This is a genomic window from Salinisphaera sp. Q1T1-3 (assembly GCF_003602005.1).
GTDB lineage: Bacteria > Pseudomonadota > Gammaproteobacteria > Nevskiales > Salinisphaeraceae > Salinisphaera.
The window spans coordinates 1-15,480 of sequence record NZ_QZWD01000017.1; the positions used below are offsets into that span (position 1 = coordinate 1).

At 63.0% G+C, this 15,480-nt stretch carries 17 protein-coding genes and 2 tRNA genes; 6 read left to right on the forward strand and 13 right to left on the reverse strand.

From position 1 onward, the window contains the following. Window positions 1-297 precede the first annotated feature (297 nt). The 6 genes from D3260_RS14120 to D3260_RS14145 are packed head-to-tail and all read left to right on the forward strand — an operon-like array spanning window position 298 to window position 5,689. The gene (locus tag D3260_RS14120; protein ID WP_120099261.1) at window positions 298-1,143 is read left to right on the forward strand and encodes a bifunctional allantoicase/(S)-ureidoglycine aminohydrolase; all 846 of its coding nucleotides are present in this window, start codon (window positions 298-300) and stop codon (window positions 1,141-1,143) included. Continuing rightward, entirely contained in the window at window positions 1,143-1,922 is a 780-nt protein-coding gene (locus D3260_RS14125) for a GntR family transcriptional regulator (RefSeq protein WP_120099262.1), read from the forward strand. Before D3260_RS14120 ends, D3260_RS14125 begins: the two co-directional genes overlap by 1 nt. Next, on the forward strand, window positions 1,912-2,859 hold the full coding sequence (gene puuE / locus D3260_RS14130) for an allantoinase PuuE (protein WP_120099263.1): 948 nt from the start codon (window positions 1,912-1,914) through the stop codon (window positions 2,857-2,859). The genes D3260_RS14125 and puuE overlap by 11 nt, the downstream gene beginning before the upstream one ends. A 42-nt stretch (window positions 2,860-2,901) precedes the next feature. Beyond that, window positions 2,902-3,444, forward strand: coding sequence for an ureidoglycolate lyase (locus tag D3260_RS14135; RefSeq protein ID WP_120099264.1), 543 nt, complete (start codon window positions 2,902-2,904; stop codon window positions 3,442-3,444). Further along, window positions 3,441-4,943 carry an NCS1 family nucleobase:cation symporter-1 gene (locus D3260_RS14140; RefSeq protein WP_120099265.1) on the forward strand — a complete coding sequence of 501 codons (1,503 nt, stop codon included), beginning with the start codon at window positions 3,441-3,443 and terminating at the stop codon, window positions 4,941-4,943. The genes D3260_RS14135 and D3260_RS14140 overlap by 4 nt, the downstream gene beginning before the upstream one ends. A 20-nt stretch (window positions 4,944-4,963) precedes the next feature. After that, window positions 4,964-5,689: an aspartate/glutamate racemase family protein gene (locus D3260_RS14145; RefSeq protein ID WP_120099266.1), complete on the forward strand. Its 726-nt coding sequence runs from the start codon at window positions 4,964-4,966 to the stop codon at window positions 5,687-5,689. 240 nt (window positions 5,690-5,929) lie between these two features. On the opposite strand, the gene D3260_RS14150 is transcribed toward D3260_RS14145, so the two are convergent. The 13 genes from D3260_RS14150 to D3260_RS14210 all read right to left on the reverse strand — a co-directional run bounded on the left by D3260_RS14150 (window position 5,930) and on the right by D3260_RS14210 (window position 15,358). Next, window positions 5,930-6,271 carry a type II toxin-antitoxin system RelE/ParE family toxin gene (locus D3260_RS14150; RefSeq protein ID WP_120099267.1) on the reverse strand — a complete coding sequence of 114 codons (342 nt, stop codon included), beginning with the start codon at window positions 6,269-6,271 and terminating at the stop codon, window positions 5,930-5,932. Next, on the reverse strand, window positions 6,271-6,546 hold the full coding sequence (locus D3260_RS14155; protein ID WP_158583547.1) for a hypothetical protein: 276 nt from the start codon (window positions 6,544-6,546) through the stop codon (window positions 6,271-6,273). The genes D3260_RS14150 and D3260_RS14155 overlap by 1 nt, the downstream gene beginning before the upstream one ends. A gap of 79 nt (window positions 6,547-6,625) precedes the next feature. Beyond that, complete coding sequence (locus D3260_RS14160; RefSeq protein ID WP_120099269.1) at window positions 6,626-7,045, reverse strand: hypothetical protein; 420 nt, start codon at window positions 7,043-7,045, stop codon at window positions 6,626-6,628. A gap of 562 nt (window positions 7,046-7,607) precedes the next feature. Beyond that, window positions 7,608-7,684 (reverse strand) — tRNA-Pro (locus D3260_RS14165). Window positions 7,685-7,728: 44 nt separating this feature from the next. Continuing rightward, window positions 7,729-8,088 (reverse strand): MerR family transcriptional regulator, encoded by a 360-nt coding sequence (locus D3260_RS14170; protein ID WP_120099270.1) that lies wholly within the window; start codon window positions 8,086-8,088, stop codon window positions 7,729-7,731. Continuing rightward, window positions 8,072-8,371, reverse strand: coding sequence for an integration host factor subunit alpha (locus D3260_RS14175; RefSeq protein ID WP_120099271.1), 300 nt, complete (start codon window positions 8,369-8,371; stop codon window positions 8,072-8,074). The genes D3260_RS14170 and D3260_RS14175 overlap by 17 nt, the downstream gene beginning before the upstream one ends. A gap of 4 nt (window positions 8,372-8,375) precedes the next feature. Then, on the reverse strand, window positions 8,376-10,760 hold the full coding sequence (gene pheT / locus D3260_RS14180; protein WP_120099272.1) for a phenylalanine--tRNA ligase subunit beta: 2,385 nt from the start codon (window positions 10,758-10,760) through the stop codon (window positions 8,376-8,378). Window positions 10,761-10,769: 9 nt separating this feature from the next. Further along, window positions 10,770-11,771 (reverse strand): phenylalanine--tRNA ligase subunit alpha, encoded by a 1,002-nt coding sequence (gene pheS / locus D3260_RS14185; protein WP_120099273.1) that lies wholly within the window; start codon window positions 11,769-11,771, stop codon window positions 10,770-10,772. A 131-nt stretch (window positions 11,772-11,902) separates the two neighbouring features. Further along, window positions 11,903-12,259 (reverse strand): 50S ribosomal protein L20, encoded by a 357-nt coding sequence (gene rplT / locus D3260_RS14190; RefSeq protein ID WP_120099274.1) that lies wholly within the window; start codon window positions 12,257-12,259, stop codon window positions 11,903-11,905. A gap of 111 nt (window positions 12,260-12,370) precedes the next feature. Then, window positions 12,371-12,568 carry a 50S ribosomal protein L35 gene (gene rpmI / locus D3260_RS14195; RefSeq protein ID WP_120099275.1) on the reverse strand — a complete coding sequence of 66 codons (198 nt, stop codon included), beginning with the start codon at window positions 12,566-12,568 and terminating at the stop codon, window positions 12,371-12,373. 34 nt (window positions 12,569-12,602) lie between these two features. Then, complete coding sequence (gene infC / locus D3260_RS14200) at window positions 12,603-13,139, reverse strand: translation initiation factor IF-3 (protein WP_199671528.1); 537 nt, start codon at window positions 13,137-13,139, stop codon at window positions 12,603-12,605. Window positions 13,140-13,243: 104 nt separating this feature from the next. Then, window positions 13,244-15,151: a threonine--tRNA ligase gene (gene thrS, locus D3260_RS14205; RefSeq protein WP_120099277.1), complete on the reverse strand. Its 1,908-nt coding sequence runs from the start codon at window positions 15,149-15,151 to the stop codon at window positions 13,244-13,246. Window positions 15,152-15,281: 130 nt separating this feature from the next. Then, window positions 15,282-15,358 (reverse strand) — tRNA-Val (locus tag D3260_RS14210). Between the last annotated feature and the right edge of the window lie 122 nt (window positions 15,359-15,480).

Below are 15,480 nucleotides of genomic sequence, written 5' to 3' on the forward strand. Positions count from 1 at the left end.
CGACCAGTTCGGCCAGCTCCGCCCAGAACACTTCCGAGCTCACCCCGGTGCCCGACAGCGCTGTCTCCATCAGCTCGTAAAGCGGCCGGCCGATCGCCAGCCCGGCCTTGTCGATTCGATCCGTCATGAAATTGCTCCGTGCAGTGGTTCGATCGCGGTCCATCATCGACCGCTCATGGACAGCCTGCACTGATTGAATACCCCATAACAGTGCATTGGATACTCAACCAAAGTTGAATCGTATCCAATTGACGCGGAACCTAGTGTCCTTCACATGACACGAGAGTTTCCGGACTCATGAGCCAACACACTTATGCCGCCCCTGTCACCGGGCTGCCCGACCAGAGTCAACGCACCGTCGATCGCGCCGTGTTCAAGACGGCCTACGCGGTCATCCCACGCGGCGTCATGCGGGACATCGTGACCAGCCGATTGCCGCACTGGCGCGACACCCGCGCCTGGATCCTGGCGCGCCCCTTATCCGGTTTCGCCGAGACATTCGCCCAGTACATCGTCGAGGTCGCCCCGGGCGGCGGCAGTGATATGCCCGAACCCGTGGCCGATGCCGAGGCGGTCCTGTTCGTGCTCGAAGGCAGCCCACGCCTGATCCTCGACGGCCTGGCCCATGACTTGCTTCCGGGCAGTTATGTCTTCATTGGCCCGGAAAGCACATGGCGTCTGGACAACCCGGCACAGACACCGACGCGCTTCCAGTGGATCCGCAAGCGCTACGCATACGTCGATGGTGTGTCTGCGCCCGCCAGTTTCGTCACGCACGACGATGCGATCACGCCAACGACGATGCCCGACTGCAACGGCGTCTGGGCGACCAGCCGATTCGTCGATCCGGACGATCTGTCACACGACATGCACGTGACGATCGTGACCTTTCAGCCCGGCGGCGTGATTCCGTTTTCCGAAACTCATGTCATGGAACACGGGCTCTACGTGCTCGAGGGCAAGGCGGTCTATCAGCTCAACGAGGACTGGGTGGAAGTCGAAGCCGGCGACTTCATGTGGCTGCGCGCATTCTGCCCGCAGGCCTGTTATGCCGCCGGGCCGGGACCGTTTCGCTATCTGCTCTACAAGGACGTCAATCGTCACCCGGGACTCGATGCAACGGCCCTGCCGGAGGCACGCTGATGACGGCCCAGGCCACGACCACCGGCGCGCCGGCCGACGAGACTGCCGCCGAGGATCGGCCAGCATCAGTCGATATCCGCATCGAACAGGACATCGCAGCGGCCATCTTCGAGCAACGCATGCCACCGGGCACGCGCCTGTCCGAGGCCCGTTTGGGCCAGCTCTACGAGGTGAGCCGAACCGTGGTTCGCAAGGCACTGTTCCGCCTGGCCAGCGATCGTCTCGTGGAGATTCGTCCGAATCGCGGTGCGATCGTGCCGCGCCCCGACGTGACCGAGGCGCGCAACGTATTCGCCGCGCGCCGTGTGATCGAACCGGCCCTGCTGGCCGACAGCGTGCCGCACCTGGCCGCGGCCGATCGCCGTACGCTGGATGCGCTGGTGGTCGCGGATCGACGCGCGCATGAGGCCCGTGATCGTCAGGCGATGATCCGTGCCTCGGGCGATTTTCATCGCGGTCTGGCACGTATGGCCGGCAACGACGTGCTGTTCGAATTCCTCGAGCAGTTGATCGGTCGCACGTCGCTGATCATCGCGACCTACCAGACCTATGTGCTGCCGCACTGCGCCGAGCATGTCCACGAGGCACTGGTCGAGACGATCGCCAGCGGCGACGTCGCCGCCGCGCAGCAGGCCATGATCCGCCACCTGCTTGATTGCGAAGCCCAGCTGCATCTGCAGGACGACGACACCGAAACCGACGACCTGGCCGGCATGCTCGATGCCCATGCCACGGATACGGCCGCCCCCGCCTTCACGGATACTCGAAATGCCCGCTGAAACAGCCAACGCCCCCTATCCCCGCGACATGGTCGGCTACGGCGCCCGGCCGCCGCACGCCCGCTGGCCGGGCGATGCCCGGATCGCCGTCCAGTTCGTGATCAATTACGAGGAAGGCGCAGAGAACAACGTCCTGCACGGCGATGCCGCCTCTGAGGCCTTTCTGTCGGAAATGGTCGGTACGGACGCCCGCGAAGGCGTGCGCCACATGAGCATGGAATGGCTCTATGAATACGGCAGTCGTGCCGGTTTCTGGCGGCTGCACCGTCTGTTTACCGAGCGCGGCCTGTCCGCCACGGTGTTCGGTGTCGGCATGGCGCTGCAGCGCAATCCGGACGCCGTGCAGGCCATGATGGACGCGGGCTTCGAGATCGCCAGCCACGGCTGGCGCTGGATCGATTATCAGTATGTCGACGAAGCCACCGAGCGCGAGCATATCCGGCTTGCCGTCAAGACGATCGAGCAAATGACCGGACGTGCGCCGGTCGGCTGGTACACCGGGCGTTGTGGGCCGAACACACGCCGTCTGGTCGCCGAGCACGGCGGGTTCCTCTACGACGCCGATTCCTACGCCGACGATCTGCCCTACTGGGAGTCGGTGCCCGGCGTGGCCGAACCACAGCTCATCGTGCCCTACACGCTCGATACCAACGACATGCGCTTCGTCGCGCCGCAGGGCTTCAATGCCGGCGATCAGTTCTTCACCTATCTCAAGGATGCTTTCGACGTGCTCCATGCCGAAGGCAGAGATCGGCCGAAGATGTTGTCCGTGGGCCTGCACTGCCGTGTGGCCGGGCGACCCGCCCGGGCGGCCGCCGTCGCCCGTTTTCTCGATTACGTTCAACGCCACGAGGATGCCTGGGTGTGCACGCGCGAGGCGATCGCCCGGCACTGGCGCGCCGAACATCCGCACGGGGCGCCGAACGACAACGCATAGCCCGACGCAACGGCACACGTCCCCCGCCCTCAGGAGCCACCTATGGCCAGAGCAGCACAGCGTTCCGCCCCCGTCCGACGACTCGTCGCCGAACCGTTGACAGCCCGCGGTTTTGCGCCGTTCGGGGACGTCATCGCCTCGAGCGGTCCAGCCGTTGAGATCAATCAGGGCAAGGGGCGCCGTTTTGCGGATCTGGCCTGTCTGGATCTCGATACCGAAGACGGCCGCCCGGCGATCAGTCGCGTGGCCTGCCGAGCCGAGACCGCTCCGGTTCCGCTTCGGGTGATGGAGCGTCACCCGCTCGGCACGCAGGTCTTCGTACCGCTCGACGGCCAGCATTATCTCGTGGTCGTGGCACCGGCCGGTGAGGCACCGGCCGCGGATGCGTTTCGGGCGTTCATCGCGGCCGGTCATCAGGGCATCAACTATCACCGGGGCGTCTGGCACCACCCGATGATCGCGCTCGACACGGATTGCGAGTTCCTCGAGGTGCACCGCAGCGGTCCGGGGGCAAACTGTGACGAGATCCCCGTGCCTGTTCCGATCACGGTCGATGTGCCGGCCCCGCACCCGGTGTCGTCATGAGTGCGGCAATCGAACGCCCCGCCGACGGCGGCCCGCGTACCGCCACGGCCGAGCCGGTATTTCCAAGCCCGCACCTCTATAACCGGGATCTGGCCCCGGTTTCGGCAGGCAATCGACCCTGGGGTACCTACAGCGTATTCACGCTGTGGGCCAATGATGTCCACAGCCTGGGCAACTACACGTTCGCGATCGGCCTGTTCGCGCTGGGCCTCGGGGCCTGGCAGATCCTGCTGACATTTCTGATCGGCGCACTCGTGCTGTTCGGCATGCTCACCCTGTCCGGCTTCGTTGGTGAACGCACCGGGGTGCCCTTTCCCGTCATCAGTCGGATCGCCTTCGGTATCCGCGGCGGCCGGCTGCCGGCGATCGCACGCGGCGTCGTCGCGATCGTCTGGTTCGGCATCCAGACCTATCTCGCGGCTTCGGTACTCAGCGTGTTGCTGACCACGCTCTTCCCGGCACTGGCGGCCCTGGATTCACGCATGTTGCTGGGCCTGTCGCTGCTCGGCTGGCTGTCGTTCATGCTGCTATGGGTCGCTCAGGTCATCATCGTGAGCTACGGCATGGCAATGGTACGACGCTACGTCGATTTCGCCGGCCCCGTCATTCTCGTGACCATGCTCGGGCTGGCCGGCTGGGTACTGATGCGCGCCGACTTCAACGTCGCCTGGTCGATCGCCACGCCGCTGTCCGGCATGGCGATGTGGCTCAAGATTCTGGGCGGGGCCGGCCTGTGGGTGGTCATCTACGGCACGTTCGCGCTCAATGTCTGTGACTTCACGCGCTGTGCCCGCGATCGACGTGCCATCGTACTCGGCAATCTGCTCGGCATTCCGCTGAACATGCTCGTCTTCGCCGGCATCGTCATCGTGCTCGCCGGCGCACAGTTTCATATCAACGGTCAGATCATCACCAGTCCCGCGGATATCGTGCGCACGATTCCGGAGGCCGGCTGGCGGATCGTCGCCTCGCTCGCCCTGATCGTCCTGACCATCGCGGTCAATCTCGTCGCGAATTTCGTCGCGCCCATCTACATGCTCGCCGATCTCGCACCCAGATACCTCGACTTCAAACGAGCCGGTCTGCTGAGCGCGATCATTGGCGTGGCCATCCTGCCGTGGAATCTCTACAACAGCCCGCTGGTCATCGAATATTTCCTCAGCGGCCTGGGCGCTGTGCTCGGCCCCTTCTTCGGCTTGATCATGGCCGACTTCTGGATCGTGCGCCGTCAACGTGTTCACATACCGGATCTATACAGCGACGCGCCTACCGGCAGCTATCACTACACCCACGGGGTGAACCGCCGCGCTCTGGCCGCGGTCTTTCCCGCAGCCATCGCGGCCGTCGTGGTGAGCCTCGTCCCGTGGTTCCAAGCACTGGCCGGTTTTTCCTGGTTCATCGGCGCGATCATGGCGGCCGCGATCTATCTGCTGATCACGCCGCGTCAGCCACACGCATCCGACGTCTCCGGCGAGCGTATCTCTCGTCCGGCCGTCTGAATTCGATACGAGATTTTTCCATGCGTATTCTGGTCGCCAACGTCAATACCACCGCGTCGATGACGCACAACATCGCGGCACAGGCTCGCCGCGTGGCCCTGCCCGACACCGAAATCGTCCCCATCACGCCGGATTTCGGCGCGGAATCGGTCGAAGGCAACTACGAAAGCTACGTCGCGGCCGTGGCGGTGATGGAAACGATCCGCTCGTACACCGGCCTGTACGACGCCATCATTCAGGCCGGCTACGGCGAGCACGGGCGCGAGGGCCTGCAGGAATTGTTCGACGTGCCCGTGGTGGACATCACCGAAGCTGCGGCCGCCACCGCCATGTTCGTGGGGCACCGTTATTCGGTCGTGACGACCCTGGATCGCGCGGTGCCGATGATCGAGGACCGGCTCAAACTGGCCGGGCTCTCGGATCGACTGGCGTCGGTGCATGCCAGCGGTCTGGCCGTGCTCGACCTCGAGCGCGACCCCGAGGCGGCCATCGAGGCGATCGTGGCCAAGGCCGGCCATGCGGTCGACCATGACCGCGCCGAGGCGATCTGTCTGGGCTGCGGCGGCATGTCCGGCCTGACCGCCCGTGTCATCGAACGGACGGGCGTGCCTGTCATCGATGGCGTCTCCGCGGCCGTCAAACTCGCCGAGGGCCTCGTGGCTCAGGGGCTCTCCACGTCCAAGATCCGGACGTATGCCCCGCCACGTCCGAAACACTTCGCCAATTGGCCGCCAACGCGCCGCTGAATGGGCCGCGGCCGCGTGATCAGATCGTCAATCAATGCATGGCTATCGGGGGCGGCGCCGTCAGCGCGCTGGAAATATGGCGTCGCTATTGGAAAGGCGGTGCGCAGAAATTTGCGCACCGCCTCCTGCAAGTCGTTGGCTACTACGGCCGGAAGCATCGCGACCAAATCATGAACCCGGCCTGGTTCAGTTGCGACGTTTCTTTACCGGTATGCGCCTCGATACGCGCCTGTATGGGCATCACGGGCCCTGTTCCGTTAGATGTTCCTCAATCAAACGCCGTAATAAATGCGTCGGCACATCGTCGGCATCGGACTTGGAATATATCGTGACCAGAAGTATCCGATCCGGCGGACACAGGTAGTACAGACATCTATAGCCGCCGCTTTTGCCGCGACCGGCGTCACGGTTCTTGATGCGAACCTTGTAGGTGGGATAACCAACGCCCGAAACCCGATCGCCAAGTGTTTCGCCAGTCATGAGTGCCTGAATGATCGGCTCTACATCAGCGCGAATACGACGATAACGGCGCGATAGCTTGAGCAGATTTTTCTTGAACTCGGTTGAATACTCGACCCGCATCAAGCCTGTTCAATCCCATCCCACAGCGATTCGATGGCATGCACGCGGCCATCCCGAATATCCGCCAATCCGCGACGAATCGACTCGGCCGGATCAATCGCGTCGTCCACGGCCTCTCGATAAGCATGGATAATAGTCAGCAACGCCTCGCGGCGATCCGGCGGGACACGGTCGATTTCCGCGTGCAGGCGCTCGGTTATGTTGTCCCCGGTGCTAGCCATCTCGGTATTCCTCTTGACTGTCTGCAGTTTAGCCGATCGCTTGACCCGAGCCAATCAGCCCCACGCTTCGTTTGTCGTGCGCGCGACAAAGTACAAGCGTGTCAAAACGCACTCCAGCAACAGATATCGCCTTTCAAGCGGCCACATCGTTTTCAGCAATGCGCTTACCCATGACTTCCTGGATCAGACCGAGCAGAAGCCGCCGCCGCGCGTCGATAAAACCGTGGAAGTCGTTTTCCCGCAAACGCGCCGCCGGGACACAATGGCTGGCCAGAATCGTGTCCATCTCGGCATCGCCCATCTGCACCTGCGGATCGTTTTGTATCTTTTGCAGATAGTGCGACGGTGCATCGCCACCGATCTTGCGATTCGCCTTGTACGAAATCGGCGTCTTGTTGATTATTATGTTGTCGTATTGCTTGACCGGAATACCCTGCGTTTCGCACCAGTAACTGGGGAAGATGTGGTGTATGTCCAGCGCGATCTCCTGGGCATCGAGCTCCTGAATGCCGGCTTTCCAGAAGAAGTCTTGGGCCCCCTCGCGCAGCACCAACACGTTTCCGCGCTAGGGCCGGTTGATGTTTCGTGCGAGTCCGCGCCAAGTGCGCCCTGAAATTGACGATGGGCGGCAAGACGAGGCCTAGCACGCATAGCGTGTCATTCTGCGCCAGGGTGCTAGAACGCTGTATTGCCGTCGTGTTCTTGATTTCGGGGCGCTTGTCCCGAAGGGTTGGGTCGCCCATGAAAAATCGACGATGGGCGCCCGGCGGCGTTGCGAGTCTGGATCGTGGCACGCCACGATCGGCGACTCGCGCCTTGCCGGACACACGGCGGTCTCTCGACGAAAAGGCGCTCGAACGAAACATCAACAGGCCTTAGTCCAGTCTTGTCACGGCCCGTTGTCTTATCGCCTCTCATGAACGACCTGGCCAGGCCCGGCCATCACGACCGTATCTGACATTGATCGGCAACGCCCGGTTTTGTCGTCACATCAAACGGCTGACACCGCGGCTCACCCGGGTGATGTCCTATGCCTGGAGAAAGCGCGCGGCCGACCGGCGTTGCAATCCGGTGACTTCACGGATTGCCGGTGGCGCTGTTTGACGCTAAGGAAATGGTCGGGGTAGCAGGATTTGAACCTACGACCTTCTGCACCCCATGCAGACGCGCTACCAAACTGCGCCATACCCCGACTGAGCGCGTTATTCTATCAAACCCCGGCGCGTTGTCACTCGATTATTCGTCCATCAGATCACGAATTCTTTCCAGATCGCATCGGATGGCGACGAGCTGTTCACCGAGGCCCGGCGCCGGTACGGACGATGACGGCGTATCGCCGTTCAGGCGTGCTTTCGCGCCGGCGATCGTGAAGCCCTCGTCGTAGAGCAGCCCGCGAATCGCTCGTGCCGTCTCGATATCGGCTACGCGATAATACCGGCGGTTGCCGCGCCGTTTCGGCGGGTCGAGTTGTGGAAACTCCTGTTCCCAGTAACGCAGTACATGCGGCTTGACCCCACAAAGCGCGCTGGCTTCGCCGATGGCGAAGTAGCGCTTGTCGGGTATCGGCGGCAGCGAGGCGTCACTCGTCGTCGACAACCTGCAACTCGACACGCGCACGCATCTTCTGCCCCGGCTTGAAACTCACGACTCGACGCGCGGAAATGGGTATTTCCTCGCCGGTCTTCGGGTTCCGGCCCGGTCGCTCGTTCTTGTCACGCAACTCGAAGTTGCCGAAGCCGGACAGTTTGACGTAATCACCGTCTTCGAGCGTTGTACGTAGCTCCTCGAAGAACAAGTCGACGAATTCCTTCGACTCGCGCTTGTTGAAGCCCAGCTGCTCGGCCAGCCCTTCCGTGATATCCGCTTTGGTCAGCGCCACTGATTCACTCCCCCCTGAGACGCGCCCCTGCGTCACAGCGTAATGCCGCGACGATCGCCGTTGTCATTTCTTCAACCGATTCATCACTGAGCGTGCTCTCTTTATCTTGGAAAATCAAGCTCAAGGCGATGCTCTTGTGATCTTCTTCGAGCCCTTGACCGCGAAAGACATCAAATACTTCCACGGAGCGCAGAACCGGTGCTTCGACCCCGGAGATGATCGTCCTGAGTTGTCCCACGGTCACCGACTCCGGAACCACCAAAGCCAGATCACGTCTGACCTGGGGCTGATCCGAGGGCGTATCAAAGCGGATGGCCACATCCTGCGGCAACGCCGAAACGAAAATCTCGAAAAGATACGGCAGCGTCTGGTTCTTGTAGCGCCGGGCGAACGTGGGCGCAAGCTGCCCGACCCAGCCGACTGGTGTTTCGTCCAGATGGATGCGGGCACAGCGGCCGGGATGCAGCGCCGGATGGCGTGCGGCGGTGAATGTCAGCCGCGGCGCGAGCCGCCCGAACAGGGCTTCGACGTCGCCGCGGATATCGAAGAAATCGACCGGGCGTTCGATCTCACCCCAGTGCGTGGGCGCCGCACTGCCGGCCAGCAGACCGGCGATCATGGCCTGCTGGTCGTAGCCGATCGGCTGGGTTGCATCCGGCACGAAGGACAGTCCTTCCTCGTAGAGCCGCACGCGCGTCTGCTGGCGCCGCGTGTTGTAGGCCCAGGCTTCCAGCAGCCCGGCCCAGAGCGTGCGACGCATGGTCACCATCTGGTCGGAGATGGGATTGTCCAGCCGACCGGCCGGCGCGCTGCCGGTCAGCTCGTCATGCAGCCCCGGCGCCACGAAGCTGTAGGTGATCGCCTCGCTGTAACCGCGTTGCCGCAGAACCTGGCCGGCATCGAAACCGGCCTGGCGGGCATCGGCTGCGGAGATGGGCGGCATGCGCACGCCGGCTCGCTCGGTTTCCAATCTGTCGTAACCGTAGACGCGCGCAATCTCCTCGACGAGATCGGCCTCGATGGCCAGATCGTAGCGCCAGCTGGGCGGGGTGACACGCCATTGACCCGCCCCTTCGGTCTCGACACGACAGCCGATGCCGTCGAGCACGCGCGCGATGGTGTCGTTGTCGATGGCCTGACCGAGCAGACGCGTCACCCGCGCCCCGGCCAGATCGATGCGACGATCCGTGATGCCTACCGGCACGCCCTCGGCGATCGTGGCCGGTCCACAGGCGCCGCCGGCCAGATCCATGAGCAGCCCGCTGGCACGCGCTAGCGCACGCGCCGGCAATGCCGGATCGACGCCGCGCTCGAACCGATGCAGGGAATCCGTGTGTATCTTGTATCGACGCCCACGGCCGACCACCGCCGCCGGCACGAAACAGGCCGACTCGAACAATACACGACGCGTGTCATCACCCACGGCCGTGCGCGCCCCGCCGATCATGCCGGCCATGGCCACGGGGCCATGGTCGTCGGCGATCACCAGCGTATCGTCGTCGAGGGTCACGGTCTCGTTGTCGAGCGTCTCGATCTGCTCGCCCGCGCGGGATAGCCGAACGCGGATCGTGCCGACAAGCTTGTCGGCATCGAAGGCATGCATCGGCTGGCCATACTCGAGCATGACGTAGTTGCCGATATCCACCGGCAGACTGATCACGCGCACGCCGGCCCGACGTAGACGCTCGGCCATCCAGAGCGGCGTCGAAGCCTGGCGATCGATGTCCTCGATGTACTGAGCGCCATACGCCGCGCAATGATCCGGCGCCTCGATCACGGCCTTCATGGTGCTCGCCGCCGTGGCACGCGGCGCGACCGGCGCGCGTTCGTCGAAGACGCCGTCCAGCCCGATCGCGACTTCGCGCGCGATGCCGCGCATCGACAGACAGTCTCCGCGGTTCGGCGTGAGATCGACATCGAGCACGGTATCCGGCAGGCCCAGGTAATCGACCAGCGGCGTACCGACCGGCGCCGTTGCCGGCAACAGCCAGAGCCCGTCGCCCTCGCCGGATATGCCGAGCTCTGCCGCGCTGCACAGCATGCCGCGGGACTCGACGCCACGCAGCTTGGCTTTCTTGATCTTCATACCGCCTGGCATGTGTGTCCCGACGGTGGCCACGGGCACATGAATGCCGGCGGCCACATTGGGCGCGCCGCAGACGATCTGTGCGGTCTCGTCGCCGGTATCCACCGTGCAGACCGAGAGCTTGTCGGCGTCCGGATGCGGCTCGCATGTCGCCACACGCCCGATCACGACGCCTGCCGTGGCGCCGGGTACGGCATCGATGGAATCGACTTCCAGACCCAGCATGGTCAATCGATCGGCGATCGTTTCGAGATCGGCCGTGGTATCGACCCATTCACGCAGCCACTGCTCGCTGACTTTCATGAATGCTCCTTAGCCGAACTGCGCGAGCATGCGCAGATCGTTGTCGTAGAAAGGGCGCAGATCGGTCACGCCGTAGCGCAGCATGGCCAGACGCTCGATGCCCATGCCAAAGGCATAGCCGGTGTAACGCGTCGAATCGACCCCGGCGGCCTCGAGCACGTTGGGATGCACCATGCCGCAGCCCAGTACCTCCATCCAGCCGGAACCCGTGCCCAGCGCGCGGCCGTCGATGTCAACTTCGGCCGACGGCTCGGTGAACGGAAAATAGGACGGCCGGAAACGCAATCTCAGATCGGTATCGAAAAACGCTTCCAGAAACGCGTGCAGATCGGCACGCAGCTCGGCAAAGCTCACGCTCTCGGCGACATAGAGCCCTTCGACCTGATGGAACATCGGGCTGTGGGTTCGATCCGAGTCGTGCCGGTAGACCCGCCCCGGCGAGATGATGCGGATCGGTGGCTGTCGTGTCTCCATCGTCCGGATCTGGACCGGAGAGGTCTGCGTGCGCAGCAGGAGCCGGCCGCCGTCGAGATAGAACGTATCCTGCATCGCGCGCGCCGGATGGTCCGGCGGCACGTTCAACGCCTCGAAGTTGTGATAATCGTCCTCGATCTCCGGCCCGGTCACGACCTCGAAACCGCGCTGACCGAACAGCGCCTCGATGCGTCGACGGGTCCGCGTGATCGGATGGAGCGCGCCGGGCGTCTCGCCCCGGCCCGGCAACGTCACATCGACGGTCTCTTCAGCCAACTGGGCCTCGAACGCGGCCTGCTCAAGCTGATGGCGTCGCGACTCGATCGCTTCGACGATCGCCTGCTTGACCTGATTGATGGCCGCACCGGCGGCCTTGCGCTCTTCCGGCGCCAGCTGACCGAGGGATTTGAGCCGGGCAGTGATTTCGCCCTTCTTGCCCAGTAGCGCGACGCGCCGGGCCTCCAGAGTCTTCAAATCGTCGGCTGCCGCAATTTCGGCAAGCGACTGGGTCTGAAGCGTTTGCAGATCCGTGCTCATGCCTTTTTTCCTTGTTCGGCCCGTGCCGCCTGGTGCGCGCGCCAGACACACAAAAGGGAAAGACCGCAGCCTTTCCCTTCATCGATCGCTCATTATCGCGCCGGTTTGTGTGGCACCGGCCGCGCAGCGATTCAGCCCAGGGCCGACTTGGCCGTGGAAACGACGCTGGCAAAGGCTGCCTTGTCGCGAACGGCCAGGTCGGCGAGGATCTTGCGATCCAGTTCGACGCCGGCCACCTTGAGACCGTTCATCAGCTTGCTGTACGACAGGCCCTGCGCCTTCGCGCCGGCACTGATGCGCGTAATCCAGAGCGAACGGAAATCGCGCTTGCGGTTGCGACGGTCTCGATAGGCATACTGCCCGGCCTTGAATACGGCCTGGCGTGCCACTCGGTACGTCCGGCTCCGCGCGCCGTAGTAACCCTTCGCCTGCTTGAGTACTTTCTTGTGACGGGCCTTGGCCGTCACGCCGCGACTGACTCGTGCCATCTTGGGCGTCCCTGTTTAAAGTTGAATGATCGAGCCGCTCATCGGGGCCGGCTCATGGGCCGCTGATACGCCAGGACGCGCATCCGCAGGCCGGTGTCGTGATCCGCCTGTCTACTTGTAGGGGATCAGTCGATCCATCGCCGGCTGGTCGGCCTTGGCGACAAGCGTGCCCTTGGCCAGACGCTGCTTACGATCCGGCGACTTCTTGGTCAGGATGTGGTTCTTGAACGCACGGGCCCGCTTGAGCTTGCCGCTGCCGGTGCGCTTCAGGCGCTTCGCAGCACCTCGGTTGGTCTTGATCTTCGGCATAACCTTCTCGACTTGGTTGACTCGTACCGTGTCGCTACTTCTTGCTGTGCTTCGACACACCGCGGAGCGGCGACATCACCATGGTCATCAAGCGCCCCTGCATTTCCGGGCGCTGTTCGACCTGTGCCCACTCCTCTAGGTCGCCCTGGACATGTTCCATGAGCTCCATGCCGAGCTCCTGGTGTGCCATTTCGCGACCACGGAAGCGCAGCGTGATCTTGATCTTGTCGCCGTCTTCCAGGAATTCCTTGAGCTTGCGCAGCTTGATGTTGTAGTCGCCCTTGTCGGTACCCGGGCGGAACTTCACTTCCTTGAGCTGCGTCTGCTTCTGTTTCTGCTTGCCGGCCTGCTGTGTCTTCTTCTTCTCGAAGACATGCTTGCCGTAATCCATGATGCGCGTGACCGGCGGCGTGGCGTTCGGTGAGACCTCGACGAGATCAAGGCCGAATTCACCCGCCTTGGCGAGCGCGTCATCAATCGACATGATGCCGACTTGTTCACCCTCGGGATCGATGACTCGCACTTCCCGGGCCGTGATCGCGTCGTTGCGGCGATCCTTTTGTGCAGCGATTTCGGTATCCTCCTTGCTCAGCCGGCGGCTGATGAGTCAGCGCTGACTCATCAGCGAGCGCGCGATTATATACGAACGACGCGCGCCGGGCCACCGACCTGTGGTCAATTTCGCTCCGCGATCTGCTGTTTTGCCCGTTCGATGAATTCGGGCAGCGTCAAACTGCCCAGATCCTCGCCTTCTCGCGTTCGGACGGCGACAGCACCTGCCTCCCGCTCGCGATCCCCGACCACAAGCAGATATGGCACGCGAAGCATCGTGTGCTCCCTGATCTTGTAGCCGATCTTTTCGTTTCTCAAGTCCGTGTCGACGCGAATTCCAGCGTTCCGGAGTTTTTCGACGACTTCACGCGCGTAGTCGGCCTGTGCATCGGTGATATTGAGCACCATCACCTGCAGCGGCGACAGCCACAGCGGCATCGAACCCGCGTAGTGCTCGATCAGGATGCCGATGAAACGCTCGAGCGAGCCAAGAATCGCCCGATGCAGCATCACGGGCACGCGCCGATCGCCGTTCTCATCGACGTATTCCGCGCCCAGACGCTCGGGCATCGAGAAATCGAGCTGCATGGTGCCGAGCTGCCAGACCCGGTTCAGGCAATCCCGCAGCGAGAATTCGATCTTCGGCCCATAGAAGGCCCCCTCGCCCGGCTGCAGGTCGAAGGCGAGATTCTTATCCTCGAGACAGGCCTGCAACGCCGCTTCCGACTTGTCCCAGATCTCGTCGGAGCCGACCCGCTGCTCGGGTCGCGTCGAGAGCTTGATGAGCACATCGGTGAAGCCGAAGTCCGCGTAGACCTCATAGAGCAGGTCGATGAACTTGGCGACCTCCGCACCGATCTGGCGCTCGGTACAGAAGATATGTGCATCGTCCTGGGTGAAACCGCGTACCCGCATCAGGCCATGCAGCGTGCCGGAGGCCTCGTTGCGATGACAGGAGCCGAATTCGGCCATGCGCAGCGGCAGATCACGATAACTCTTCAGGCCGCGATTGTAGATCTGCACGTGGGCCGGACAGTTCATCGGCTTGACCGCGAACTGACGATCCTCCGAGCCGGTCATGAACATGTCGTCGGAGAACTTGGCCGCATGGCCGGATTTCTCCCAGAGCGACAGATCGATCAGCGACGGGGTATGGACTTCCTGATAGCCCTCGCGGTCCAGACGGCCACGGATGTGATCGGTGATCTGCAGATAGATCTGCCAGCCGCGATCGTGCCAGAAGATCATGCCCGGCGACTCTTCCTGGATATGGAAGAGATCCTGCTTGCGCGCGATCAGACGATGATCCCGCTTCTTGGCTTCCTCGAGGAAGGCCAGATGGGCCTTGAGATCCTTCTCGCTCGCCCAGGCCGTGCCGTAGATGCGCGTGAGCATCTCGTTGTCCGAATCCCCGCGCCAGTAGGCGCCGGCCAGACTCATCAGCTTGAAATGGCGCAGGTGACGAGAATTGGGCACATGCGGGCCCTTGCACATGTCCACGTAGTCTTCGTGGTGGTACAGGGCAATGGTCTCGCCGGCCGGAATATCCCGTACGATCGCCTGCTTGTAGGGCTCGTTGCGCGCCTCGAACGTGGCTCGTGCCTTTTCCGGCGTGACGACCTCGCGGATCACCTCGTGGTCGCGCTTGGCCAACTCGTGCATCCGGGCCTCGATCGTCTCGAGATCCTCGGGCGTCAGCGTGCGCCCGATGTTGATGTCGTAATAGAAACCGTCGTCGATGACCGGGCCGATCGCCATCTGGACATCCGGATACAACGTCTTGAGCGCCTGGCCCAGCAGGTGCGCGCAGGAATGCCGGATGATGTCGAGCCCTTCCGCGTCGCGCGCGGTGATCAGGGCGACCTGGGCATCCTGCTCGATCGGTACACAGGCATCGGCTAGCTCACCATCGATGCGCGCGGCCAGCGTCGCCTTGGCGAGGCCGGCGCCGATCGATTCGGCGACCTGCATGCCCGTCACGGGATGATCGAAGGACTTGATGGAGCCGTCGGGAAGCGTAATGGCAGGCATGCTGCTTTCCTTTTCAGTGGCGGCCGATACCAGGGGCCGCGTGTGTATTGACGATATCATCGGCCGCGATACATACGACCGACAAAGAAAAAGCCGCCCGGGCGAACCGCAGCGGCTTTCTCGAAGGCTTTGGTAGGCGCGAGTGGATTCGAACCACCGACCTCTACCATGTCAAGGTAGCGCTCTAACCAACTGAGCTACGCGCCTTCCGAGGTGCGAAACAATAACGGCACCCCCCGGTTTAGGCAACCCTCGGACGAAAAAAATTTCGTTCCCGCGGCGAACGGACTACCCTGCACGAATCGCATCTTCACTTGCGCGTCGCGTCA

Bases quoted from the DNA above. Each gene is read 5' to 3' on its own strand.
- D3260_RS14120 (WP_120099261.1), top strand. From the start codon at position 298: ATGAGCCAACACACTTATGCCGCCCCTGTCACCGGGCTGCCCGACCAG.
- D3260_RS14125 (WP_120099262.1), top strand. From the start codon at position 1,143: ATGACGGCCCAGGCCACGACCACCGGCGCGCCGGCCGACGAGACTGCC.
- puuE (WP_120099263.1), top strand. From the start codon at position 1,912: ATGCCCGCTGAAACAGCCAACGCCCCCTATCCCCGCGACATGGTCGGC.
- D3260_RS14135 (WP_120099264.1), top strand. From the start codon at position 2,902: ATGGCCAGAGCAGCACAGCGTTCCGCCCCCGTCCGACGACTCGTCGCC.
- D3260_RS14140 (WP_120099265.1), top strand. From the start codon at position 3,441: ATGAGTGCGGCAATCGAACGCCCCGCCGACGGCGGCCCGCGTACCGCC.
- D3260_RS14145 (WP_120099266.1), top strand. From the start codon at position 4,964: ATGCGTATTCTGGTCGCCAACGTCAATACCACCGCGTCGATGACGCAC.
- D3260_RS14150 (WP_120099267.1), bottom strand. From the start codon at position 6,271: ATGCGGGTCGAGTATTCAACCGAGTTCAAGAAAAATCTGCTCAAGCTA.
- pheT (WP_120099272.1), bottom strand. From the start codon at position 10,760: ATGAAAGTCAGCGAGCAGTGGCTGCGTGAATGGGTCGATACCACGGCC.
- pheS (WP_120099273.1), bottom strand. From the start codon at position 11,771: ATGAGCACGGATCTGCAAACGCTTCAGACCCAGTCGCTTGCCGAAATT.
- rplT (WP_120099274.1), bottom strand. From the start codon at position 12,259: ATGGCACGAGTCAGTCGCGGCGTGACGGCCAAGGCCCGTCACAAGAAA.
- rpmI (WP_120099275.1), bottom strand. From the start codon at position 12,568: ATGCCGAAGATCAAGACCAACCGAGGTGCTGCGAAGCGCCTGAAGCGC.
- thrS (WP_120099277.1), bottom strand. From the start codon at position 15,151: ATGCCTGCCATTACGCTTCCCGACGGCTCCATCAAGTCCTTCGATCAT.